At 54.0% G+C, this 23,684-nt stretch carries 23 protein-coding genes and 1 pseudogene; 12 read left to right on the top strand and 12 right to left on the bottom strand.

What is annotated here, in order from left to right; translation table 11 throughout:
* On the top strand, positions 1-1,344 hold the full coding sequence (locus Q0835_RS12400; protein ID WP_363324503.1) for a TRAP transporter large permease: 1,344 nt from the start codon (positions 1-3) through the stop codon (positions 1,342-1,344).
* A 349-nt stretch (positions 1,345-1,693) separates the two neighbouring features.
* Here Q0835_RS12400 and Q0835_RS12405 read toward each other — a convergent pair whose 3' ends face one another.
* The gene (locus Q0835_RS12405) at positions 1,694-1,879 is read right to left on the bottom strand and encodes a hypothetical protein (RefSeq protein ID WP_298961557.1); all 186 of its coding nucleotides are present in this window, start codon (positions 1,877-1,879) and stop codon (positions 1,694-1,696) included.
* Positions 1,880-2,348: 469 nt separating this feature from the next.
* Positions 2,349-3,005, bottom strand: a complete 657-nt coding sequence (locus Q0835_RS12410; protein WP_298961560.1) for a transglycosylase domain-containing protein — start codon at positions 3,003-3,005, stop codon at positions 2,349-2,351.
* 205 nt (positions 3,006-3,210) lie between these two features.
* Here Q0835_RS12410 and Q0835_RS12415 point away from each other — a divergent pair.
* Positions 3,211-3,402: pseudogene (locus tag Q0835_RS12415) on the top strand (transposase); the annotation flags it as partial.
* Positions 3,403-3,729: 327 nt separating this feature from the next.
* Here Q0835_RS12415 and Q0835_RS12420 read toward each other — a convergent pair.
* The 8 genes from Q0835_RS12420 to Q0835_RS12455 all read right to left on the bottom strand — a co-directional run bounded on the left by Q0835_RS12420 (position 3,730) and on the right by Q0835_RS12455 (position 11,455).
* Positions 3,730-4,815 carry an ABC transporter ATP-binding protein gene (locus Q0835_RS12420; RefSeq protein ID WP_298961563.1) on the bottom strand — a complete coding sequence of 362 codons (1,086 nt, stop codon included), beginning with the start codon at positions 4,813-4,815 and terminating at the stop codon, positions 3,730-3,732.
* A 1-nt stretch (position 4,816) separates the two neighbouring features.
* Complete coding sequence (locus tag Q0835_RS12425) at positions 4,817-5,602, bottom strand: ABC transporter permease (RefSeq protein WP_298812832.1); 786 nt, start codon at positions 5,600-5,602, stop codon at positions 4,817-4,819.
* On the bottom strand, positions 5,599-6,585 hold the full coding sequence (locus tag Q0835_RS12430; RefSeq protein ID WP_298812830.1) for an ABC transporter permease: 987 nt from the start codon (positions 6,583-6,585) through the stop codon (positions 5,599-5,601). Before Q0835_RS12430 ends, Q0835_RS12425 begins: the two co-directional genes overlap by 4 nt.
* Before the next feature lie 82 nt (positions 6,586-6,667).
* Positions 6,668-7,774, bottom strand: coding sequence for an extracellular solute-binding protein (locus Q0835_RS12435; protein ID WP_298961566.1), 1,107 nt, complete (start codon positions 7,772-7,774; stop codon positions 6,668-6,670).
* A 42-nt stretch (positions 7,775-7,816) separates the two neighbouring features.
* Entirely contained in the window at positions 7,817-8,911 is a 1,095-nt protein-coding gene (locus Q0835_RS12440) for an NAD/NADP octopine/nopaline dehydrogenase family protein (RefSeq protein WP_298961630.1), read from the bottom strand.
* An 8-nt stretch (positions 8,912-8,919) separates the two neighbouring features.
* Positions 8,920-9,507 (bottom strand): peroxidase-related enzyme, encoded by a 588-nt coding sequence (locus Q0835_RS12445; RefSeq protein ID WP_298961569.1) that lies wholly within the window; start codon positions 9,505-9,507, stop codon positions 8,920-8,922.
* Complete coding sequence (locus tag Q0835_RS12450; protein ID WP_298961572.1) at positions 9,504-9,989, bottom strand: hypothetical protein; 486 nt, start codon at positions 9,987-9,989, stop codon at positions 9,504-9,506. The genes Q0835_RS12445 and Q0835_RS12450 overlap by 4 nt, the downstream gene beginning before the upstream one ends.
* Positions 9,986-11,455 carry an NAD(P)/FAD-dependent oxidoreductase gene (locus tag Q0835_RS12455; RefSeq protein WP_298961574.1) on the bottom strand — a complete coding sequence of 490 codons (1,470 nt, stop codon included), beginning with the start codon at positions 11,453-11,455 and terminating at the stop codon, positions 9,986-9,988. Before Q0835_RS12455 ends, Q0835_RS12450 begins: the two co-directional genes overlap by 4 nt.
* Before the next feature lie 321 nt (positions 11,456-11,776).
* On the opposite strand from Q0835_RS12455, the gene Q0835_RS12460 reads away from it, so the two are divergent.
* Entirely contained in the window at positions 11,777-12,739 is a 963-nt protein-coding gene (locus Q0835_RS12460) for a LysR family transcriptional regulator (RefSeq protein WP_298812818.1), read from the top strand.
* 475 nt (positions 12,740-13,214) lie between these two features.
* On the opposite strand, the gene Q0835_RS12465 is transcribed toward Q0835_RS12460, so the two are convergent.
* Positions 13,215-14,141 (bottom strand): kelch repeat-containing protein, encoded by a 927-nt coding sequence (locus Q0835_RS12465; protein ID WP_298961576.1) that lies wholly within the window; start codon positions 14,139-14,141, stop codon positions 13,215-13,217.
* A gap of 263 nt (positions 14,142-14,404) precedes the next feature.
* On the opposite strand from Q0835_RS12465, the gene Q0835_RS12470 reads away from it, so the two are divergent.
* The 9 genes from Q0835_RS12470 (at position 14,405) to Q0835_RS12510 (ending at position 23,275) form a co-directional block, all read left to right on the top strand.
* Entirely contained in the window at positions 14,405-15,364 is a 960-nt protein-coding gene (locus tag Q0835_RS12470) for a sugar phosphate isomerase/epimerase (RefSeq protein WP_298961578.1), read from the top strand.
* Complete coding sequence (locus Q0835_RS12475) at positions 15,361-16,173, top strand: sugar phosphate isomerase/epimerase (RefSeq protein ID WP_298961580.1); 813 nt, start codon at positions 15,361-15,363, stop codon at positions 16,171-16,173. Before Q0835_RS12470 ends, Q0835_RS12475 begins: the two co-directional genes overlap by 4 nt.
* A 57-nt stretch (positions 16,174-16,230) precedes the next feature.
* Positions 16,231-16,890, top strand: a complete 660-nt coding sequence (locus Q0835_RS12480; protein ID WP_298812807.1) for a GntR family transcriptional regulator — start codon at positions 16,231-16,233, stop codon at positions 16,888-16,890.
* A 54-nt stretch (positions 16,891-16,944) separates the two neighbouring features.
* On the top strand, positions 16,945-18,225 hold the full coding sequence (locus tag Q0835_RS12485) for a sugar ABC transporter substrate-binding protein (RefSeq protein ID WP_298961582.1): 1,281 nt from the start codon (positions 16,945-16,947) through the stop codon (positions 18,223-18,225).
* Positions 18,226-18,353: 128 nt separating this feature from the next.
* Positions 18,354-19,253, top strand: a complete 900-nt coding sequence (locus Q0835_RS12490) for a sugar ABC transporter permease (RefSeq protein ID WP_298812802.1) — start codon at positions 18,354-18,356, stop codon at positions 19,251-19,253.
* Complete coding sequence (locus Q0835_RS12495) at positions 19,250-20,140, top strand: carbohydrate ABC transporter permease (protein ID WP_298812800.1); 891 nt, start codon at positions 19,250-19,252, stop codon at positions 20,138-20,140. Before Q0835_RS12490 ends, Q0835_RS12495 begins: the two co-directional genes overlap by 4 nt.
* A 10-nt stretch (positions 20,141-20,150) precedes the next feature.
* Complete coding sequence (locus Q0835_RS12500) at positions 20,151-21,224, top strand: hypothetical protein (protein WP_298961585.1); 1,074 nt, start codon at positions 20,151-20,153, stop codon at positions 21,222-21,224.
* Positions 21,225-21,252: 28 nt separating this feature from the next.
* The gene (ugpC, locus tag Q0835_RS12505) at positions 21,253-22,332 is read left to right on the top strand and encodes a sn-glycerol-3-phosphate ABC transporter ATP-binding protein UgpC (protein WP_298961588.1); all 1,080 of its coding nucleotides are present in this window, start codon (positions 21,253-21,255) and stop codon (positions 22,330-22,332) included.
* Positions 22,325-23,275, top strand: coding sequence for an aldose epimerase family protein (locus Q0835_RS12510; protein WP_298961591.1), 951 nt, complete (start codon positions 22,325-22,327; stop codon positions 23,273-23,275). Before ugpC ends, Q0835_RS12510 begins: the two co-directional genes overlap by 8 nt.
* A gap of 205 nt (positions 23,276-23,480) precedes the next feature.
* On the opposite strand, the gene Q0835_RS12515 is transcribed toward Q0835_RS12510, so the two are convergent.
* Positions 23,481-23,684 (bottom strand): hypothetical protein (locus Q0835_RS12515; RefSeq protein ID WP_298961594.1); only part of this gene is annotated, 204 nt, incomplete at its 5' end.

Raw genomic sequence — 23,684 nt, forward strand, 5'->3', positions numbered from 1 at the left:
ATGAGCGACATCATGAGCTTCCTCAACGATATAGTCGCAGGCGAACTGGACATCTATGTCATCACTTTCACCCTGATCGTGACAATGATCGTGCTGCTGTTTCTCAGTTTCCCGATGGTTGTGCCTTTGGCCGTCGCGGCAATGGTCGGATTGGTTCACTTTTCTCAGATTGACACCGGTGTCATCATCCAGCAGATCGTCACCGGAATTTCACCGAATGCTTTGATAGCCGTTCCGATGTTCATATTGGCGGCCGATATCATGGCGCGCGGTCACACTGCCAACAATCTACTTGGACTGATCGAAGCCTTTTTTGGCCATCGCCGGGGAGGGCTGCCAATCACTGCCTGCCTCAGTTGCACGCTTTTTGGTTCCGTGTCCGGCTCCACGCAAGCTACGGTGGTTTCGGTCGGCCAGATCATGCGCCCAAAGCTGTTGAAGGCAGGATACAAGGACAGTTTTGTCATGGCATTGATCATCAATGCCAGTGACATTGCCTTTCTCATTCCACCAAGTATCGGTCTCATTCTCTACGGCACTCTTGCCAATACCAGCGTCGGTGAACTGTTCATCGCGGGTATTGGACCTGGTATCGTTCTGGCAACACTTTTTTCGGCCTATTGTTACGTCTACAGCCTGCTTCAAGGTGACACGATTGCTCTCGTGGAACGCAAGACCGCTGCCGAGCGGATTGCCGCGATCAAGAAGGCGCTGCTGCCTTTGGGGTTTCCCGCCCTTATCGTGGGCGGCATCTATTCAGGCGCGGTGACGCCGACCGAAGCGGCTTCCTTTTCAGTTCTTTATGCGCTGATTGTTGAATGCGTGATCTACCGTGAGCTCAAGCTGAATGACATCCTGAACGCGGCGCTCAGCACAGGCTTGATTACGGCTGTCGTTTTCATTCTGGTCGGTGTTGGGCAGGCGTTTTCCTGGTACATCTCCTTTGAGCAAATTCCTCAAGGCTTGCTTGAACCGCTCAATTTGGAAGGTGCATCGGACAAGTATATTCTTGCTGTGATCGCGCTGAGCTTTTTCGTTGGCTGCATGTTTGTCGATTCATTGGTGGTGCTGGTTATTCTGACACCCATCTTCGTGCCGATAGTCGATGCGTCCGGACTTGATCCGGTTCTTGTCGGTGTGATGGTGACGCTGCAAATGGCAATCGGGTCCGCAACTCCACCATTCGGCTGTGATATTTTCACCGCGATCGCAATCTTCAACCGGCCCTACATGGAGGTGATCAAGGGAACGTTTCCGTTCTTCGTGATCCTCTTCTTGATGTCAGCCCTGCTGATCTTCTTTCCAGGCATCGCATTGATGCTCAGGGACCTGGCTTCGTTATAGCCCGAGCCGGGTCACTGCAATGAACAAATGCTCTGGCCAGAAAGACATTTTCCAGGTCGAAACAGCAAATTTGGAGATCTGAAAGACACTAAGAAAGGCCTGAAATGGTTGCCTATTTAGTGAGGGTCGATGAGTTGGGAGAAGCTTGCATTTGAGTTATCGGATCTGCGCGTGACGGCAGTGGCCAAAAGATATCAAATCGCCGTCCAAGCAGAGCTCTTTGCCAGTTCTCCGGACAATCATATGGCCGTGTTCGAACCAAATTTTCAGGATGGTGAATAAGGAACCGTTTTTGTTTTCCAGCTTCTGGAAAGCTGGTCCTTCCGGCAATCAGCGCTTCAACTACCCTTCAATAATGGATGCCGTATTCGGGAACGGGGTCAAGTTCGATATCGGCAAGGAGTGATCCTTCGACTATCGCCTGTACGCTGATGTTTGAGCCCATGATCGGATAGAATTTCGAGCTCGCGTTCGGGAGCTTTATTTCGTTGGCTTGCGCGTCATCGGTTGTCGCATCGAAACCTGTTGTGAGCATTGTCCCTGTTTCCCTGAGAGATTTTCTGTACCGAACGGAATTTCGATAATCACCATAGGGGAAAGGTGCAAAAATCGGGCTAAGGCCATTGGGCAAATTCTCTTAGCCTTGTGAGAAGTTTGTTTACGAATGCGCGATTGTGCCAATAGGCCCGGATCTGCCGATTGCCTGATGAGCGATGCCGGCAGAAAAGCTGGCGAACTTTGCCCACTCTTTGAAAATCGAAGCCAGGCAATAGAAACCAAGGAACGAACCGGCAGACACCTAGACCATCCTGTGCATGCTGGAGTTCGGCGCTGCGCAGTTCTAGCCTGATCCGTTGGTCGCAAGCATCGCTGATATCCATGACCTGTCAAAAGGCCACTAGGGTGTGTACTCATAAGCAATTGGATGTGCATGACCGCTTTCGGCGGGTGTGGCGTGGCCGTCCAATCGACTGAGTAGGGTGCCAGAGCGCAGCGTTTCTATCCTACCTACAGCCTTCAAGCCACACGTCTGAATTGTCGTTGGCCGCACACTCCCCCGAAACAAGACGGCGAATACGTACCGTACGTTCTTGAAGTGCTTGGTCGTCGCTGCCGAGGTTGTAGCGGCCCGGTGAAATTAGGACTGCAAGCAAGGATAGATACTCATCATCCGCAATTGTGTCGGGCGTTGCGCCGTAAACCGCTTCGCTCATACGATGGAATCCTGTGACCCAGCCGTCCGGCCCCCGCCCCATTTCAAGTGTATCGAGCCAAAGCGCCATAATCTGTTCTTTGCTCAATCGTGTCTCCAAGCCGAGTGCGTAACCGGTCTGTCGGATTTTTCCGATCCCGGGCGTGAAATTCTCAAATCCAACCCGCTTGGCAAGCGATTGCGTCACGGTCGTGATACCGGCACCCGGCGTTGTCACATCCACGCCGCTGTGTTGTTCAAAGGCCGGATCTTGGACCACTAGAAGCTGACGGTAACGTTCTTCACCGAGCGATGAGCCACCCAAATTTTCGGCCAGAAGGCTCTCGGCTCTTGCTTCGAGTTCTTCTGAAGCTGCGAGCGCATCAAAATAGCCATATGCTCCGTATCCCAGCACCCCCAAGAAAAGCAGCAAAACTGCAGCAGCGGTGATCTTAATAATTCTTCTCATAAAAACATGGTTCTAGAGTCGTTCGGAGTGCTTCAGATATTCTACTTGAATTGGGGCAGCGGGATGACGCAACTCCAAATATCACCCTCCAGCTGTGCTCGAAGTAATCAGTCGATCTTGTGGATTAGGTCAGCATATGGGGGCAAAGCAGACATTGAACTTTGGCATGTCGACGCGATTCAAGCTCAGATAAGGAGCCTTGAACATGAGATATGCACTTACCGACACCGAATGGCAGTTGATTTCACCTGTCCTGCCTTGCAAGTCCCGAGACGTGCCTCGTGTGGATGACAGGCGTGTCCTCAATGGCATCTTCTGGGTACTTCGGTCAGGAGCACCGTGGCGTGACCTGCCCAAACGCTATGGGCCGTATACGACCTGCTACAACCGCATCAAACACTGCAGACGAATTGCTACGCGATACGACTAGCTGGCAGCAAACTTCCTTGCCTTCATCAAGCTTGCGGCATTCCGCTTATGGCTGGGATTTTATGAGTCCACGGCCTAGATCCTATCATGCCCGAAGATCGAAGTTCGGCATCGATTTCCGAGGCACTACCTGCGGCTGAATTTCCCTGAAGCTGTGCGCTTCCGATGCAATTCGTAGACCGACGGGTTCCCGTCGTAAGTTCCGCAGACCGGAAACGGTTCACAGCCAACCATTGCAGATTTGCAGATGACGGACATTGGTGTGGTCCTAGGTTCTTATTGGTTGAGGTTGGTATTAGGTGCGAAGCACGGCCATGCTTTCACTGTCCCATCCTATCCAAACCGGTTCGGAGCCGACCGATTGACCGACATCCGCATCAACGAAGGCGCGGAGCTTTGCACCCTGCGCTTCTTCGACCATCAGGTCGACCGACATGCGGCTACCAAGAAAAGTCTTGCCAACAACGGTTCCCCTTACAGCATTTGAGTGCTCGGGCCGGGCTGTATGGAAGGCGAGTTTTTCCAGCCGGACAGATGCCGTGATCGTATCGCCAACCTGGGGAATATGGCCTTGCGATTGACCTTTTAACGTTTGGCCAAACCAGTCCATCACAATCGCATCGCCATCTTGACCGCGCATCTTGCAAGTCAGAAGGTTCGTCTCTCCGATGAATTCAGCGACAAACCTGGTCGCGGGATGGAAATAAAGTTCCTCGGGTGTGCCGTCCTGTTCAACGCGCCCATGGTTCATGACCACAATGCGATCCGACATCGTCAGAGCTTCCTCCTGGTCATGGGTCACGAAGAAGAAGGTCTTGTCGGTTCGCCGCTGGATCGCCTTGAGTTCCTGCTGAACCTGACCGCGGAGTTTCGCGTCGAGTGCTGCCAGCGGCTCATCGAGCAAAAGAAGGGCGGGATCTGGAGCAAGCGCCCGGGCCAGCGCCACCCGCTGTCGCTGCCCCCCAGACAGTTGCCCAGGATATCGGTTTCCATAGTTTTCCAGTTCCAGAAATGACATTATTTCGTCTTGCCGGAGGCGGATATCAGTCTTGTTCATACCTTTTAGTTCAAGGCCGAAAGAGATGTTCTGGCGTACGGTCATATGTGGAAACAAGGCATAGTCCTGAAACACCATGTTCACATGCCGCTTCTCCGGCGGCTGTCGCGTGACGTCCAGATCATCCAGGATGACACGGCCGGACGTCGGCCGCTCAAAGCCCCCTAGAATTCTGAGTGTCGTGGATTTGCCGCAACCGGACGGGCCGAGGAAGGTAACGAATTCACCCCGGGCGATATCAAGCGTCAAATTGTCAAGGGCGACCGTCTCACCGAATTTCTTGGTGACGCCCTCGATGCGAACAAGGGGATTTGTTTCAGTCATTTCAAGACTCCTTGTTCATACGGCGGGTGAATCGTTCGGCCCATATGCCGATTGCCGCTGTGAGGATCAGGGCGATTGTCGCAATGGCATTGATTTCCGGTGACATGCCGGATCTGAGTTTGGCGAAAATCAGAACCGGCAGGGTCGGATCGTATCCTCCCAGGAAGAAGGAACGGACGAAATCGTCGAAGCTGAGCAACAGGCAGAAGATGCTGGCACCCAGGATGGCAGGTACAAGATAGGGCAGGGTGATCCGTAAAAAGGCTATGATGGGGTCAGCGCCGAGGTCTCGCGCCGCTTCAATCTGGCTTTTTGGTAGTGTCGACAGCCGGGCCATCACCACCAGGGCCACGAATGGTACGTTGTGAACCGCGTGCGCCCAAACAATAGCGCCCATTCCAGGTTCGATGCCGAGCCACCTGGCATAGATCCGGAATGCAATGGCGGAAATGATGCCAGGCACGAGTGCAGGCAGAACGGTCAAACCGAAGATTGCGGTCCGGCCCAGGAACTTTCTGCCTTCCAGGAGCACCGCAATCCAGGTTCCGACGAAAACGGAGATGATTGTCGCGAGAACTGCAATGACGACCGAATAGACAAATGCCGACGGTACGGCCGCATCGTCGAAGACACCGGTATACCAATCGAGTGTCCACGAGCGGATCGGAAAACCGATAAACTTGCTGTCCTTGAAGCCCATGACAATCATCAGGACCAGCGGGACGAAGACGTAGAGAACAAAGGCCCAGTAGACGCAAGACAGAAGAATGCGGTTACCCCGGTTCAATTCTTGTCTCCTTTGCGAAGAGAGTTCATCAGTTTCTGGAAGACACCGGTCAGGATTATCGCGGCAAGGAACATGATTGTCGCAAAGGCGGCACCTGTCGGCCACTCATCGCCTGCGACATGAAAGAACCCGGCAATCGTTTCGGCAAACACGGTTGTCGAGGGGCCACCGAGCAGAACCGGAGTTGCATAAAACCCGGTCGATATCAGGAACACCAGTGTACATCCCGATGAGATACCTTCCAGCGTGAGAGGAAGGGTGACCCTTCGAAAACGGGTCCAGGCCGAAGCGCCGAGGTCGGCAGCGGCTTCGTTGTAACTTCTGGGAAGTTTCTCCAGCGCCGAATAAAGCGGTAACAGCATGTAGAGCGCTGTCAGGTAGACGATCCCGACGCCCATGGAAAAGCTGGTGTACATGAACGGGATGGGCCGATCGATCAGGCTCAGCCACTTGAGCAACTGGTTCACCGCTCCGGTATTTCCAAGAAGGATCATGATCGCATAGGTGCGGACGATTTCGCCGACCCAGAACGGGATCAACAACAAAAGAAGCATCAACATCTGGTTTTTGCGGCTGACGTGACGCGCCAGAAAATAGGCGACGGGGTAGGTCAGGATCAAAGTGCAAAAGGTGAAGACGCTGGCAAAGGTGAGCGTGCGGAAGAACGGCTGCCAGAAAATATAATCGCCGAAGAAACGCGCATAGTTGTCCAGAGTGAAATGCTGCTCGACACCGGGTGCAACCGGATAGGCATCGGTAAAGCTCACCCGAAGCATTTGCAGCATTGGTCCAAGGTGCTGGGTCAGAACCCAAAGCAACGGAAAGGCAGCAAGGATCAGGAACTGGCGGCGCGGCGATGCGGTTGCAATCCCGATAATCAGCCGATACGGCTTCCAGCCTGACAATGCACCCCAGAACGTCAGATGTTTTCTTTCCGAAGTGTCAGGGCCACGTCCAGTGCGTGGAGCGACTTCATCGCTCATGCCAGAATTCCCCCAATTTGCCTTGATTGCCTTGTCCGCCTTCTTGGCGGACAAGGTCTTTTTTGCTCGTCAGAGCAACGGCTCAGGCCGCTTTGATGGCTTCAACCGCCGGATCGACAAGCCCGTACTTCATCTCGTTCGCCTCGGCGCGGAAGAACTGCAGGTTCTCAAGTTCGTCGTCCGAGAACGAGGTTGATTTCTTTTCAAGGTCCGTCAGGTAGTTCGACGCGTCCTTGTAGGTGGAGATGAAGCCGGACGCCTTGGTCATCGACGCACCGATTTCCGGAGAGGCCAGGATGGCGTCAAGGAAGATGTAGGCATTGTCCGAATTGGGGGCGTTGTTGGCTATGTTGTAGGTGTAGACAAAGCCGTAGGAGCCCTCTTGCGGTATGGTCATGGCCAGCGGGAAACCATCGTTGATGAGTGCCGCGGCGGGACCGTTCCAGCTGTGCCCAAGCGCAATGTCCTGGTTGATGAACATCTGCTGCACTTCGGCTCCGCTGTCATAGTATTTTCTGACAAGCGGTTTCTTCTCGATCAGGAATGCCTTGGCTTCCTCGACAATCGCAGCTGCTTTTTCCGGGTCGTCGAGATAAGCAACCATATTGCCGTCATAACCCATCTTGAGCATGATGATCGACATCATGTCCTGGATGATATAGGCGGTCTGGCCCTTGTACTTTTCCGAAAACAGAACGTCCCAGCTTCTGGCTTCCTCGGGGGTGACGAGCTCGGTGTTGTAAGCGAGCACTTCCATGCCGGACAGGATCGGCGCACCCCACTTGTGCCCATTGATCGTGGACCAGTCGCTTTCGGAGAATGTGGGATTGATGTTCCCCCAGTTGCTCAGCCGTCCGGTGTCGAGCGGGGCAAGCAGGTCGCTGTCTATGAACTGGAGGAAACGGTGACCTGCCACGGTCATGATGTCCACTGTGGGATTGGGTGCTTCGGCAGCGAGCAGGTTGAACTGCTTGCCCTGGTCATCAACCAGGCGAATGTTCACCTTGATCCCGGTGTCCGCCTCGAACTGCTTCTTGAAAGCCTCGGGAACAAAGTCGTTGTACGTCCAGATGTTCACTTCACCGCCAGAGGCACTTGCTCGGCGAAGATAGGCTGGGCTGGCCAGAGTTGCCGCACCAACGGCAGCGGTTCCCAGAAAGCGTCGGCGATTAATGGTAAGTTTGGTCATCTTAGCGTCTCCTAGTCGGTTAAGTTTGGTCCATCCTTTTTGTTAAGTTTGTGGCGTGGATGGTCTATGCAGCACCCCGGTAAGGGACGCATGCTGCAAGTCGCAAAGGCTGAAGCTTTCCAAATCCAAGGCATGGAGGAATTCGTTTTCGAGCGCGAAATCCCGGTCATACATTGCTGAAAATAGCTTAATACCGGCCTCGTGTAACGTGGCGGGCCTGTCTACCAGCCGGCCCAGAACAACAGTGACCTGAAGTCCGTAGGGAACATCCTCGGTCACGTAACGGCTGTCCGCCGTCGCAGGGCCGAGGCCACCATAACCATGCGTGTGCATCTGCTGGTTCATTTCGGAAATGGTTCCGACTGGTACGTGGAAACTCTGGTGGAAGTGTTCGAAGATGGTTTTGACCTTTAGGTCCAGCGCCTTAGCGATTGCAAGACGTTCAAGGTCAAGTTTCTCCAGCAATCGTCCCACCTTCGGCGTGACGTTCAGGCCCTGGCTCCAGTCCTCCCCTCGCTCCATCCGGGTAATGTTGCAAAGGGCGATCCCGAGGTGGTTCTGCGGATTGAGATTTGACAGCAATATGGCCAACAGGCCATCGCGTGGCATGAAGCGATCACCGAACAAACTCTGGCACAGGGCCAGTCCATCATCCGTTCCGGACGCGGGCACGGTACACAGATCAACCCGGTTGCGTATGGTGTTGACGCGCACCTTGTGTTCTTCCTGGCGGCGGCCGGAGACGATCGTCGTGCCCCAAGCGGTGATGGGAGCGCTCACGCCGCGTGCCGCCAAAGCCTGCGCAAGGTAGATCGCACCGAAGGACGCATGGGACGAGATGATGACGTGCTGACCCTCGCGAATATGGGGTGCCAGCGCATCCATGACGTTCTTGTGCCCGGTTGCTGGCAGGGCGATGATCAGTGCATCGCTCGCCTCGACCAGCTCCTGTGCCGAATGGGCAATAGCAGGCGTAAACTCCTCTTCGAGCACCCCGTGAGCCTGCAAGGGTTCGGTTTCGAACGCGTTCGTGCTCTTTCCAGAGGGTGACCAGAGTGTCGGAAGATGCTTGTTTCTGTACAAAAGCGCTGCCGTGCCGCAAGCAATTGAGCCTGCCCCTGCAATGCCTATGTGCATGGGATCTTTCATACGGTCTCCTTTCGGCCCACCGGGTCGCCCAAGACATGCATCAGGCGATTTGCCCAGCCGAACAAAGAGGACGACAGGATCAGATCGAAAATCTCTTCATCAGAGAGGCCCACCCTCGACAGTTTGTCGATATCTTCCGGGCCGGCGGAAGGTGGTGCCTCCGCGGCCTTGCGTGCGAAATCGAAAATCGCCCTGTTTCTCGGGCTGAGATCGGCCTTATCGCCGTTAGCGAACAGCTCGTCGGTCACGGAGTTGTCTTTCGCCAGTTTCGCATGACGGTCCGCATGAACCGCGGCGCAATAGATGCAGCGATTGACCATAGATGCCGCTAATGCACCGAGTTCGCGTTCTTCCCGCGACATGCCGCCACGATCGTACATGATCGCGTTGAACAGCGGGGAGCGAACCGAAAGGCTTTCGACATCGTGGGCAAGGGTCAGGACGTAGTCCGACACCTTGGTGTTGGAAGGGGTCACCCTGAGGGCATCGAGCTGCTCCCGAGTGGCTTCTTCCAGTTTCACCGGCTCCAGACGCGGGCGCCATTCGGGCACTCTGCGGGTGAATTTGTGGACGATGCGGGTCACTTGTTTTTCCCATTCATCAGGCGCAAACCGGAAATCACACGTATCTGAAAAGCCAGGAAAGCAACCAATTCGCAGAGCCTAACGATATCGGCGTCGGCAATGCCTGCTGCCTGCAGCCCGGAAATATCATCACCGGCGGCGTCCCGGGTCTGGTTTGCAATCTTGTCGACAAATGACAAAACCACAGCCAATTCTTCATGCTGAATGTCCGGTTCTCCAGGCACCGCCAAGGCCGCGTATTGTCCGGCGTCAGACACATAATAGGCCGCCAACGTTTCATCTCCGGCGAGGCGCGCGACGCGCGCGGCGATTGCTGCGCGAAGGTCGTGGGGAAAGGCTCCTGTTTCTTTCGGGCGTAAAACGGCCACCTCAGCGGCCTGCGTCATTCCGATGATGTTGCCGCGCATCGACACCACCCCGGACAAGGTGCTGTCCGGTGTAACTCCGGCTTGCTTCAGAACCGTCAGGTCAGAGACATTCATACCGTCTCGCTCTCCCTTGACCTTATTTCGACCGGCAGCTCGGTCGGTTGCCATTCATCGCCAAGAAGTTCCGGCATGTCGTAGTCCTGCATCCCCTGCCAGTGCACCTCGATATCCTCGCCGTAGAGCGCGGCCGCAACGGCACGGGACAGCCAGGCGGCACCATCACTAATGCCGGGAATGTCGCCGCTCACCTTGCCGAGGCTGGCCGATGCGCCGTAGTTGAAGCAGTAGACGTTTTTCAGCCACGGAGCCTTGCCTGGGTTCTTTTCCCTGAAGGTGAAATCGGAATTCAGATAGGGAAAACGCCCCAGATCGGCAGACTCTTCACCTGCAGGTGGTGTGTATACGTCATGCCAAAGGAGGATCTCCGCTGCCGTTTCGCCAAATTCCGTCCGCGCCATGGGGTCAATGACAAATCCGGTCCCAAGGATGACGAAGTCTGCCTGATAGGACGTGCCGTCCGCGAAGTGGATGAGTGTGCCGTCGCCGGATTGATCGATCCGCGTCGTCGCCTTGTCGAAATGAAAGTAAGCGTTCGGGTGACGGCTGACCCGCAATGTGGACCCGCGCGGAGAAGGGGTTTGCGTTGCAAAACTGTATTGCATGAAACGCCATCGCCATTCGTCAGGCAACGCGGCATAACCGGCGGTAAATCCATAACTGCCGATACCCATCATCTTGTTGATTGTCGGCATCTCCTTGCGGCGAACCAGATGACGCACTTCGGCTGCGCCGTGCTCCAGTGCTTCTGCCGAATTGTCGACCGCTGACGCGCCGACACCGATAACGGCGACGTGCTTGTCCTTCAGCGCGGCAAAGTCGATTTCGTCCGCACTATGTGCCCAAAGATGCTCCGGCAGCCCCTTGATGAACCCGGGAATATTCGGGCCGCCGGTTCCGTCGCGGCCCGTTGCAAAGATCAGCTTGCGGGTCAGAATGATGCCCGTTTCCGCGCCCGAAACCGTCAGTCTCAACAAGTCTCCCTCGGGTTCGACATGGTCGACGGAAACGCCGTTTTCGATCGGGATATCTAGGACCTTGCGATACCAGCAAAGGTAGTCCATCCACATCGTGCGCGGGATCTTGTCCAGTTGGTTCCAGTCTTCTGTCCCGAACTGGGCACGGAACCATGCCTGAAACGTCAGGGAGCCATGTCCGAAGGCGGGGCCGGTGAGAAACTTGGGGGACCGCAGGGTTTCCATGCGCGCATATCCCAGCCAGGGTCCTTCGTTGCCTTTGGCGGCCCGGTCCAGGACGCGCAAATTGTGAACTCCACCCGTCCTCAGAGCCAGCCAGGCGACCATTCCGCACATGCCACCACCGATGATGACGACGTCTGTCACATTGTCTCTTCGTGGTATCCAGTCCTTGGAGGGGTAGCAGAGCAGATCGAGATCATCCTTGAGACGTGCCTCGAGCGCTGCCAAGCCTTGCGAGTCTATAGAAGACAGTGTTTTGGTCATCTTGCATGCCACCCAGGAAATTCTTTGGAACCGACGATCATTGGCAGGATCACACTTTGATCCGGGTCGGAATTATTTGGTTTGCACGGCCGTCGAGGAGAAGCATGGCAGACTGAGCCGTCCGTATCCGAATAGCTGCCGGTCTTCAGAGCAGAAGAACCCATGCGGATCTCAGCCTGACCGAACGTGCTCCCAATAACCGCGTTCACAAATCCAAGTGTCATTGCGCCGGTCCCCTTACCGATCGCATAGTAGCTTGCTATGCTATTTTTGCATACTAACGTGTCAATGATAGCTTACCGTAATGATAGGTTCTCTAATATGTCAACAATGAATAATGGGCGGCCTGACATTCGCTCAATGGAAGCTTTTGCTGCCGTGGTCCGCTATGGGTCCATGACGGCTGCCGCGCAGAGACTGTCGGTAAGTCAGCCAGCCGTTACGAGAATGGTAAGGGACCTGGAGGCGCGCGTAGGATTTGCGTTGTTCGAGCGGAACGGCCCGAAAATTTCGCCCACTGAGAAGGGTATCCAATTTTTTGAAGAATCCCAGCGTGTTATGGCCAACCTATCGCAACTAACGGAGCGGGCACATGCGATCAGGGACGAAAGGTTAGCCGCCATCGATATTGTCGCAACCCCGACAATGTCCTCAGGACTGGTCGGGCCGGTACTGTCGCGGATCGTCGATGTGTTGCCCGACTTTGTTCATGTCGAAACGACAACTTCGGAACGGGTTCTGCACGCGCTTCGTCAGCGTACGGCCGATCTCGGATTCTCAGCCTATCCGAGTGAGCACGACCGCTTGAAATGCCTTGCACGGTTTGAGTCTCTGGTTGTCGCCGTGGTCAGAAAGGGGAGCCGCTACGACGTTGATGAGCCGATTCCGCTCTCGGTGTTTGCGCGCGAAAGGATGGCAACGATCTGCAACGGCTACGGTATTCGCGATGCCATCAATCGTGCCTTCAGAGAAGAAAGCATCAAACCCTCCTCAGAAATCGCCACCAACTCATCCCTAAGTGCTGCAATGGCTGCGCGGGCGGGGCTGGGTATTGCCCTATGTGATCCGGTGACCGCGCTCGGCGTGCCTGTGGAAGGTGTGTCGATCCGGCCCTTGTCAGCGAAGATAAGCTACGCATGGGGATTGTTCGCCAATGACGAGAACCCCCTGAAAGACCGTCTCAACTTGGTGGTTGAGGCCTGTGTTTCTGAAAGCGAGAAAATCGTTCAAAGTGTCGAAGAATTGGGAGCCGTTGACAAAGGAGGTTCCAAAAAATCGAGATGAAGTTTGAACTGAAACCCGCCAAAGCAGGTCCGTTGCACCGGCAAGGCCGTTCTTGAACAACGGATCAAGGCGATCCCGTGTCAATCGATACCGAATGTTGCCCCGTTCCGGTTTCCAAAACGGGTATCATGTTTGTGAAAAGCCGGTCCAATGCTTCATGGCCTTTATTTAGCGTAGCCGATGACGTTCGCCCATTTCAAAGAGGGAGGATCAGCCAGTTTTCGGGTTAGGCACTGAAGCAGCATCCTCCAGCTTTCTTTGCAGAGTGCTAAACGTGCAACTTCAGAAACTACAGGCTCGAAAACGGGGTCCTGCTGCCTTGGCCGATCCTTACCTTCGATTGCCTTTCAGGGTTTCTATCAGTTTCTGGGTGCACCTCCCTGCCAGAAGAATGCGCCAGCTGACAATCGCAGCACATCGTCCCGCCAACTGTCGATCCGCCTTGGGGTCATCGGTTCGAGTAAGAACAAGAGTTTCATTTATGCACTTCAATACATTCCAGGCTGGTTAACTCCGGAGAACCTCCTCGTGCGCCGCTTCCTGCTGCAATCCAGATCTTGCCGTCATGTATGCAACAGTTTGTTCCATGTCGACCGCAGTTGAGAGCTGGGCCGGGTGACCAATGATCGTCATTGCGATCGAAGATTTGCATATCGGTGAATGCCTCCTTGCGAAGGGCTTCACCTCCAACGTAATAAATCCTGTTACCGTGAGAAGCAGCACCACCGGCGGCGGTTTGGATTGGCAGTGGTTCTGGATGCACTGACCAGGTCTGGTGTTCGAAATCAAACACGTCGACATCGGCAATTGTGTCGCCGAACAAGGCATCATAGTCCTGCCCATTGTGTCGGCCTGTTTCTCTGCCTCCAAAAAAATACAACTTGTTGTTCAAGATGGCGCAGGGCGCATGGTCACGCTTGTTCGGGGCGTCAGGCAAGATCTCCCATCTGCCTGTCGACGGATCCATACGGTCGAACCAGCATTGCGTTCCTGAGTGATGTCCGTCGACAATGCCTCCAACCAGGTAGATCCACCCATCGTTGTGCAAAACACATCCTGCCGCTCCACGGCGGCGTGACGCAGGAATTTCAGGTCCGAAAGACCAGTCATCGGTGGCGGGCGTGTAGATCAGAACCTTGTCGAGAGGAGTTTCCCGGGGGAATTCGCCCGTCATTGTTCCGAGCAGCCAAATTTCATTTCCAAATATGACGGGTTGGAAATGATGGATTTCCATGGGCGGTGCTGACGCTGAAGTCCATTCATTGGTCTCAGGGTCGAAGATATCAACGGGTTGGACCCGGCGGCCACCAAAAAGATAGAGCTTGCCGTCATGGGCAGCAAAGCCGTTTTCATGCCGGCAATGAGGCTCGCCTTTGCATTCGATTGTCGTCCAACGTTTCATTTGATCCAACTCTCTGTTCACGCGCATAGATTTGAGTTTTTCATTTCAGCACAAAAATGAATTTGGCGAAGCCACAGCCTGTTTGCAGCTCCCTTGTTTTCGTCCTTATGACCTCTCCAAACGAACCGAACCAGAGCTTCTTTGAAGAGCCAATCACAAAAAGCGCTTGCGTACCGTATTTTATGAGTCCATTGTATACAGAGAATACAAAATGAATTCCAGTCGTCGATTTTTGGCGAGGAAGCGTTAGCAGGGCGGGGAAATTGGCTTACAAAAATTCGATCTTGCTGGGAACAATCGGCGGATACCGGGATAGATTTCATCAGTATCAGGTCGACCGTTCATTTGAAGAGCGCCTTGAAATTGCCAAGTCCATTCCGCGCACCAACGGCGTTGAGCCCGTCTATCCGCAGGATCTTGGTTCAGATGGTGCTGGTCTTAAGGCAATGCAGGACAGCGGCCTGGCTGTCTCGGCCGTAAACGTCAACATCAAAACTGAAGACAAATTCAGAGAAGGGTCCTTCACTCACCGCGATCCCGGAATTCGCAGAGAAACGGTTGCATATCTGAAGACGGCTATGGACATGTCCGTCGAGCTCGGCGCGAACATGATCACCGTTTGTCCGCTCATCGATGGCTGGGATTTCAGTTTTCAGGCCGACCACATTCAACAATGGCGATGGGCAATAGAGGCCTTTTCAGAAGCGGCGCATCACCGAAGTGATGTCAAACTAAGCATCGAATACAAGGCGTTTGAAAGCAAGAACCACATCATCCTGCCTTCTATGGGAAAGACGCTTCATTTATGTGAGAGGGTGGGTGCCGAAAACATTGGTGTCACGATGGATGTCGGCCATGCACTCATCGCAGGTGAGTGTCCAGCAGCCGAATTGGCTATAGCCAGCGAAGCAGGCCGTCTGTTTTACGTCCATTTCAACGACAACGACCGCGGAGCCGACTGGGACATGCTTCCGGCTTCCGTTCATCTTTGGCAAACGCTCGAGACGCTCCATTATATGCGTCGCATCGGCTACGACGGTTGGGTTGCCTATGACGTGTTCACGCGTTCTGGTGACAACGCGGAGGCCATTGCCGCGACGTTTGAAATTATGGAAAATCTTGAGAAGCTGCTCGACAAGATCGGAGAGAAAACGCTCTTTGCCGCGCAAGCTTCGGGCGTGCCTGCACAAGCTTACCGTGACCTCATCAGGGGGTTGCTGTGAGACTGGGTCTTGGAACATACGCATTTCGCTGGTCAATTGGACATAAAGACCAGGTTCCTGATGTGCCTATGAGTGCATTGGATGTTCTGGAGGTCGCAATCGGTCACGGTCTGTCCGTTGTCCAATTTGCTGACAACTTGCCTCTTCACAAGCTGTCGAACGCCGAACTCGGTGCCTTGGTTTCTCGTGCACGCGTCGCTGGCGTGACGCTTGAGCTCGGAACACAGTCCTTCGATGTTGAGCAGGTACGCAATTATCTCGAGATCGGCGAGAAAATTGGCGCTCCCATTCTTCGTGTGGCCCTCGATGGTCCAGACAATGAAAAGCCACTGGATGCCCTTGCAGCGGAGTTCGTTTCGCTCTTCCCGCTTGCAAGAGCCAAGAGGATCAAGATCGCCGTTGAAAATCATTTCGACTTTCCCTCCGATCGTCTTGTCGCGCTCCTTCGATGGATAAATGACCCGCAAGTCGGCGTTTGTCTTGATGTTGCAAATTCGATTTGCGCCGGCGAATGGCCTGCCGAGACCGTAGGACGGTTAGCGGCTCATACCATCAATCTCCATCTCAAGGATTACGTGATTGAACCGGATCCCTATGGCGTCGGATTTCGAATTCTGGGATGCCCCTTGGGCGATGGCCGGACAGACTGCGCAGCCGTACTAGGCGCGGCCGACTACCCTGATGAGATGAGCGTAATTCTCGAGCATTGGCTTCCAGGATATCCGGATTTGAGTGAGGCGCGATCCAAAGAGGCTGTCTGGCTTGCCCGAAGTGTCACTTATGCCCGCTCACAATTGGGGTTGGCATGATGCGCAAAAAAGGTTTGAGATTTCCGCACCTTGGTTACTTGCAAAAGGAAGAGCTACATGCGGACTAGGTCAAATACCAATACCCTTGAAGACGAAGTCTATCTCCAGCTGCGCGAGATGATCCTGTCTGGTGATCTGGTTTCCGGAGAAAAGCTGGTCCAGGAAGACCTGTCGGAACGCCTTGGTGTCAGTCGCACACCGCTTCGCAGTGCGATCGCAAAACTGGAAGGCGAAGACTTTGTTCGGATGACGTCGCGCAGCGAAGCATATGTGGCTGAATTCGGAACACGCCAGATCGTGGATTTGTTTGAAGTGCGGGCCGTCTTGGAAGGTCTCATCTGCCGGTTGCTGGCACCGACGATAGAGCAGAAACATATCTTATATCTGCGTTCTGTCATCACTGCGGCACAACCGGCTGTCGAAACCGGCGACACGCAAGCCTATCGTGATGCCGACGTCGAGTTTCATACCTATCTGACCAAGCTCGTCACGCAGGGCAACCTTACCAAAATGCTGGATTCTGTTCATGCCATCATGAGCATGTCCCTGTCGCAAGGCATTTTGCGCTCGCCAGAGGAAACTCATCCTGAGCACCTGGCGATCATCGATGCGCTGGAAGCCAAGGATCCCGACCAGGCAGAGCGTCTGATGATCCAGCACATCCGAAAAACCATAGAATTGCTTCGCCGCAGAATTGCCGACGAAGAGGGGAACTAGGCACGCTTCACACTTGCGTAGGCGGCCTTTCTGGTGAAATGGAGGAATGACACCATGGAAAAGCTGAAACTGACCACAGCTGTACTGGCGCTATCAGCCAGCTTTCTGGCAGCGGCTCCAGCTGGCGCTGAAAGCATAGAGTTCTGGACGCAAACTTATGGTGACCAGATCAAGTGGACTGCTGCGATCAAAGAGCTGACAGAAGCCTACGAAGCCGAAACCGGGGTCAAGGTGAACCACGAGATCGTGCCTTGGTCTTCCTCACGCAAAACCTGGCTGGCAGTCGCCCAAGGTGGTGCTGCGCCTGATTGTGCCGACATGTGGTGGCTCCATTCCTTTTCCGCTATCGGCGGAGATAAATTCGGTCCGATGCCGATCAATGATTTCAAGTCCAAGTTTTCGGTCGAAGACTTTTATGAAGGTGCATTGCAGGATTCGACCTGGCGCGGAGACTTTTATGGAATTCCGTGGCGAGGCGACATTCGCGCACAGCTTTATCGCACAGACATAGCGGCAGAAGCCGGCGTGACCCAGCCGCCGGAAAACTGGGACGAGGTGATTGAAGCCGCCAGGAAGATGACAAAACGCAGTGACAACGGCGAGGTTGAAACCTGGGGCTACAGCTTTGGGTCAGCGGCCAAGGTCGTCGATTGGCTAATGCCGTTGTACTGGCAGGCCGGCGGCGAATTCATGACCGACGACGGGAAAACAGCGACAATCGACAATGACGCAATGCGCAAAGCGCTGACCTTCATGCACGACATGGTCAATGTTCATAAGGTTGCCGATCCAGATGCATTCGAGAAAGGGTACAAAGCCCGACCTGCGTTTGTTGCCGGCAAGGTTGCGATGATCGGAAGCGCTGAGCAGGCGTGGGGCAACCGCTTGGAAACCGAAAATCCGGAAGTAGACGGGAAGTGGTCCTTTTCGCGAAGTGCAGCTGGACCTGCCAACCGGGCAAGTTTTTCTGGAGCGGGATACCTTGGCGTTCTGCGAGGTTCTGAAAAGGTTGAGCAATGCGTCGACTGGCTCGCTTACCTGTCCAGGGACGAGAACATGCTGAAATTGTCCCAGGCAGCCGGAACCGTCGCAACCAAACCTGCAGTTATGGCAACGGATTTTTGGAGTGACCGACCGTACAAACGCGTTGTGGCCGAGGCGCTAGAAGATGCTCACACGTCCCAGCATCCGGCACCGGCTTGGTCGGCCATTTCCACCTCCGAGCCCGGCGGTATCCTCTATGACATGATCTACTCCGTTGTCATTGAGCAGCAAGATATGGATGCTGCGATCACGACGGCTCAAGAGTTGATGCAGGCTCAGCTGGATCGGTAATGCGCTCCAGCCCTCCCGGGCATCTGTCCCCCTTCTCCAGTAGGGGGACAGATCGCCTTTTCTTTCCATCTGGATCGTCTTGGAATGCACGCATTCCTTGCCTGGACAGCTAGACCCAACACTCCGATATGAACGAAAAAAACGTCTTCTGTTACGTGATGGTCGCGCCGGCGCTATTGATCACGATAGTCCTCGGCGTCTACCCGATGGTCGATACGATGTTGATTTCATTTCAGTCTTACGACCTCCTTACGGTTCAGTCGAAAGGGACCGAATGGGTCGGTTTCGACAACTATCGCGAAATCCTGGCGAACGACAAGTTTCTGCAGACTGTTTTGCAGACCGTGATCTTTACAGTTTTGGCTGTTGGTATTTCGGTGTTGATGGGCCTCTTTCTTGCCCAGGTCATCAACGCAGACTTTCGCGGCCGTTCTGTGCTCCGGACTGTCATTCTCAGTCCCTGGTTTGTACCGCCTGTTGTCGCATCTGCCATCTGGCTATGGCTTCTGGAGACAAATACGAGCCCGATCAACAGTATGCTCCTGGATGCAGGAATAATTGAGCGCAAAATTCGCTTCCTGACTGATAGTGACACGATCGGACCGTTCAGCATTCCCATGCTTTCAATTGTCGCAGTTCGCTGTTGGAACGGCCTGCCGATCATCATCATCTTTCTTCTGGCTGGCTTGCAGTCCATTCCTAAAAGCCTTTACGAGGCGGCCGAAATGGACGGTGGAGGGGTCTGGGCAAAGTTTCGATACGTGACCTTGCCTATGTTGCGGCCTGTCTTGATGGTTCTCTTTGCGCTGCTTTTTCTGGGAGGATTTGGGCATTTTGAGATGAATTACATCATGACCGGGGGTGGCCCCCGAAATCTGACGAATGTCCTTGCGGTTTGGACCTATCAGGAAGGCTTTCAGTTCTTGCGATACGGCAAGGCGGCTGCAGCGGGCGGCATCGTGCTGGTGATGTGTTCAATCATCTCCGTCTTCTATCTTTGGGCTCAATCCAAGGACAACCGGTCATGAGCGTTGCCTCTTCAGCAATTGCACCGCAATCGCAGGCAAACTCCGTAAGGCTCGGTGACTGGATCACCCGCCTGGCGATATTTGTCGCGCTGGCTTCGATGTTAATTTTTATTTTGCTGCCCATCTTCTGGATGGTGAAGAGTTCACTTCAAACAACGGCGGAGGTGAACGCCATTCCGCCCAAGTTCTGGGCGGCCTCACCGTCATTCGACCCTTATCTGATTGCCAATCAGATCATCCCGTTGATGCGGTATATCGGAAATTCTCTTCTCGTTTCTTCGGTCGCAGCCGTCATAGCAAGTGTCGTGTCCTGCATGGCAGCCTACGTCCTTGCCCGCTTTAAGTTTCCAGGTGCAACGCTCATTCTGGTTACGTTGCTTCTCACGCAGCTGATACCTCCGATTACACGTGTTTTTCCTGTCTATTTTCTGGTTCAGGAAATGGGGCTGTTGAACACATATGGAGGTTTGATTTTTGCCTATGTCGGCTTCTCAATCCCCTATGCGGTTCTTCTGTTGAGAGGGTACTTCCAATCTGCCTGCCCACCGGAACTGGAGCAGGCGGCAATGATGGATGGCTGCACATATTTCGGCGCGTTTTGGCGAGTGATTTTGCCGATTTGCCTGCCGGGTATCGCCGCCGTGACCGTGTTCACTTTCCTCAACGCCTGGAACGATTTCCTGTGGGCGAGTCTTCTGCTGTCTTCAGGGGACTATCAGACCATTCAAGTGGGTATCGGTTCCTTTGCCGCTGAAGATGGTGCCGGCCAGTATCAAAACGCGTTCATGGCCGCGTGTGTTGCGTCCACCATTCCGGCGCTGGTGCTTTTCTTCTTCGTGCAACGATGGCTGGTTGGCGGTTTGACCGCCGGTGCCGTCAAATCCTAGCGGGCATTCAATGACCAGAGTTTCAATCGACGGTGAAAAGTTCTTAATCGACGGAACGCCAACACACAAAGGGAGAACCTGGAAAGGACATCAGGTCGAGGGCCTTTTGTTCAACAACAGGGTCGTCCAGGCGATATTCGACGATGAAAATCCGGAGACGCGTCATCAATGGGTTTATCCCGACACCGGGGTTTGGGACCCAGAGCGCAATCTCGAAGAATTCTGCGCGGTTCTTCCAGAATACAAGGCCAATGGCTGCGATGCCGTCACGATCAATCTTCAAGGTGGTATGCCGATCACGAAGACAGAGACGGTACAACCTTGGCTCAACACGGCGATTGATCCCGAAGGAAATCTGAAATCAGCCTATTTGCATCGCTTGGATCGTCTGCTCAAAGCAGCTGACATTGCTGGCGTCGTGGTCATTGTCGGCCTCTACTATTTTGGGCAGGACAAATATATTTCTGACGAAGATGCAGTGAAACGCGGTGTCATCAATGCTTGCGATTGGTTGTTAAAAAGCGGCCACGAAAACATTCTCGTTGAGATCAACAACGAGGCTGACATTCCTCACTATACCCATGACGTTCTGATGCCTGGTCGTGTGCACGAATTAATCGCTCTGGCAAAGAGCAGATCGCTCGAAGGGCGCAGATTGTTGGTGGCGACATCCTTTGCCGGCGGCGCCTATCACATGCGGCACAACGGCGTGCTGGATCTTTCGGATTCGAAGGGGCTGCAAAACGGCATCCCGACGGAAGACGTTCTTGAGGTCTCGGACTTTGCTCTCGTCCATACCAATGAAATGAACATGGCCAACACTCGCGAAGTCGTGCGGCGGACACGTGAGCGAGAGGCCTTCAAACGCTGCCCCATGCCAGTTGTGATCAATGAAGATTCAATTGCGGTGACCAACCTTTTTGCGGCGGTCGAGGAATATGCGCCTTGGGGATACTACGACCAGGGCGACAACAACTATCGCGATGGCTATCAGTCCGTGCCGGTGAATTGGGCCATCAACACTCCCTCCAAGCGCTCCTTTTTTGACGCCGTTGCGGAAGTAACGGGCGCCAAAAGCCGTTGAATTGGTGTGAAATTCGAAAGAAAGACAAATGGCATCCATAGAAATACAAGATGTCCGAAAATCCTACGCTTCGCTTGAGGTAATTCACGGCGTATCGCTGGACATTGAAGACGGCGAGTTTGTTATTCTGGTCGGGCCTTCTGGGTGCGGGAAAACGACCCTGCTGCGCATGATCGCAGGCCTTGAGTCGATTTCAAAGGGCCAGGTAGCTATCGATGGTTCGATCATCAATCACTTGCCGCCACGTGCGCGGGATATTGCAATGGTGTTTCAGTCCTACGCCTTGTATCCCCATATGACGGTTCGCAAGAATATGGGGTTTTCCCTAAAACTGGCGGGCGTCAAGCCTCGTGAAATCGATGAAAAAGTCAACGTGGCGGCAGACGTATTGGATCTGAGCCACCTTTTGGAACGCAAGCCCGGGCAATTGTCTGGTGGTCAACGTCAGCGGGTCGCCATGGGCCGGGCCATTGTTCGGAACCCAAAACTATTCCTGTTCGATGAGCCTCTTTCAAATCTGGACGCTAAACTGCGGGTGCAGATGCGCTCTGAAATCAAGGAACTGCATCAGCGTTTCAAGACGACAACAGTTTACGTTACTCACGATCAAGTGGAAGCCATGACGATGGCGGACAGGATCGTGGTCATGAACAACGGTCATGTGGAGCAGACGGGAACTCCGATGGAGCTGTATGACAATCCGCTGACGCGCTTTGTTGCTTCCTTTATCGGCTCACCTTCAATGAACATGATCGAAGGCCACTTGTCTGAGCAGGGTCAGTTTGAATTGCCGGCTGGAAATACCATCGATCTGTCTGAAGTTGCATCAGACGAGGCCCGTGGCCAAAAGATCATACTCGGCATTCGACCTGAACATATCTGCGTCGGAGGGCAGGGCACCTCGCTGGGGAATGCCCACATTCGTGTCGTGGAACCGACAGGGTCAGAGACTTTGCTGTTCGTGGATGCCATTGGCCAACCAATGCACGTTCTGGACCGAACGCGCAGCACGTTCAACGCACATGATGTCGTTCCATTGTTCGCAGCCGGCGAAGATTTTCATTTTTTCGATGCAGAGACTGGTGGGCGGCTCCCCAAAAATGGTTGAGCCATTGCAAGCGATTGAAATTGGCAACAGGTCCTTGCATGCCAACGTCATCACTTATGGCGCGAGCCTGACGGATTTGCGTCTGACAGGAAAGGATACACCACTTGTCCTTGGCTATGCAGACCCTTCCATCTACCCGTTTGACCAACAATTCATGGGTTCTGTCATTGGACGATACGGCAATCGGATTGCCGATGGCCGCTTTCGTCTGAATGATCAGGAAATATGCCTTGAGCAGAACGAGACAGGAATTGGTCACCTGCATGGTGGTTCCAATGGTCTCTGGAACCGGCATTGGGAATTGGCCAAAAGGACGGCAACAAAGGCCGTTCTTGAAGTTAAAAGCGACAATGGAGACGCGGGATACCCTGGAACTTTGATCCTGAGCGCAAGTTACGAGATTGTCGAGCCAGCCACACTAAGGCTCACATTCTTAGCTGCTTGCGATCGGGACACGATCATCAACATCTGCCACCATCCCTATTTCAACTTTTCAGGGACGCACCCCACCGAGCAGCACATGCTCCAGATAAATGCCGATTGCTATCTGCCATCATCCAAGTCGTTGCTGCCGACGGGTAGCGTGGCGAGGGTAGAAGGCACGTCGTTCGACTTCAGAAAGGAGCGGCTTCTCGGCAAGGTCGACCGCAACAATACATTTTGCCTGCACCGGAAAAGCTCTGGCGAGTTGCTGAAAGCGGCAAGGCTTTCTTGTGCCGATATATCCATGGAACTCTGGACGACCCAACCGGGTATTCATCTTTATAATGGCTATAAGCTCTCAAGAAAGCACACCGGCCATTTAGGCTCTCCATATCCACCCCGTTCCGGCATTTGCCTGGAAGCGCAGGCCTGGCCGAACAGTCCCAACGAGCCGGCTTTCCCCAACACGGTTTTGCGCGCTGACACCACCTATCGACAAGTCACCGAATACAGGTTCTAGCTTCGCGTTCAATGCAGTTCGTGAGATCCGCGCCGCGTTTCTTGAGCTGCGGAAATACCAAAAAGTGAGTCTGCGGTGAAGCTCAGCTGACTGACTTGTCTCGCCTTTGCGCAGACTGAGACCAATCCCGGCCGTTTTGTATTCCGCCAAAAACGCCCTTTGAGTGTGCTGTGCCGCAGAATACCAGGGTCGCTACTAGGCAATGTTACCTCTGACCGGCGGACCCAGCTGCGCTAGTGGGGGCATCAACTGTGATCAGCTCCAGAAACTGCTGCAAAACAGGCGATTGGTTCCTGTCACCGCGCCAAACAGCGCAGATTGGCGATGAATATCGGAAAATATCTGGCCGTAATTCCTTGAATTCATAGAGTGCCTGGCTGGTACAATGAGTTGGAAAGAACCCGAGATA

Source organism: uncultured Roseibium sp. (assembly GCF_947499295.1).
In the GTDB taxonomy this organism is placed as follows: domain Bacteria; phylum Pseudomonadota; class Alphaproteobacteria; order Rhizobiales; family Stappiaceae; genus Roseibium.